Source organism: Mesorhizobium sp. BHbdii (genome assembly GCF_053848045.1).
On record NZ_JBSPKX010000292.1, the window covers coordinates 1 to 408 of the forward strand.

At 64.2% G+C, this 408-nt stretch carries 1 protein-coding gene; it reads left to right on the forward strand.

Annotated features, from left to right (window positions below):
- Positions 1-408, forward strand: a 408-nt coding sequence (locus tag ACWTU8_RS33095) for a GNAT family N-acetyltransferase (RefSeq protein ID WP_455851411.1), incomplete at both ends; no start/stop codon positions are given.

Consider the following 408-nt stretch of genomic DNA (forward strand, 5'->3'; position numbering starts at 1 on the left):
GATAGCGCGGCCGTCGGCTCAGTGTTTGCGGCCATCGCCAAGGCCCGCCCCGACATCGATCTCGTCGCGCTGGAACGATTGCTGCCCGATCTCGATGGCATCGCCAATCCGCTCGCATCGCTCGATCATTTCGCCAGCCCCAACCTTTCGCTGGCCGTCGACCTTGCGGGTGGCTTCGATGCGCTGCTGCTGCGCGCCAGCGGCAAGCGCAAACGCAAGAAACATCGGGCGCAGACGCGCAAATTCGAGGCCGTCGGCAGCCATCGGCGTATCGAGGCGCGCAGCCCGGACGAGGTTGAGAGATTGCTCGACGCCTTCTTCGAGATGAAGGAGCTCCGCTTTCGCAAGATGGGCATTGCCAATGTCTTCGGCGGCGACCAGACACGCGCCTTCTTCCGCGCCCTGTTC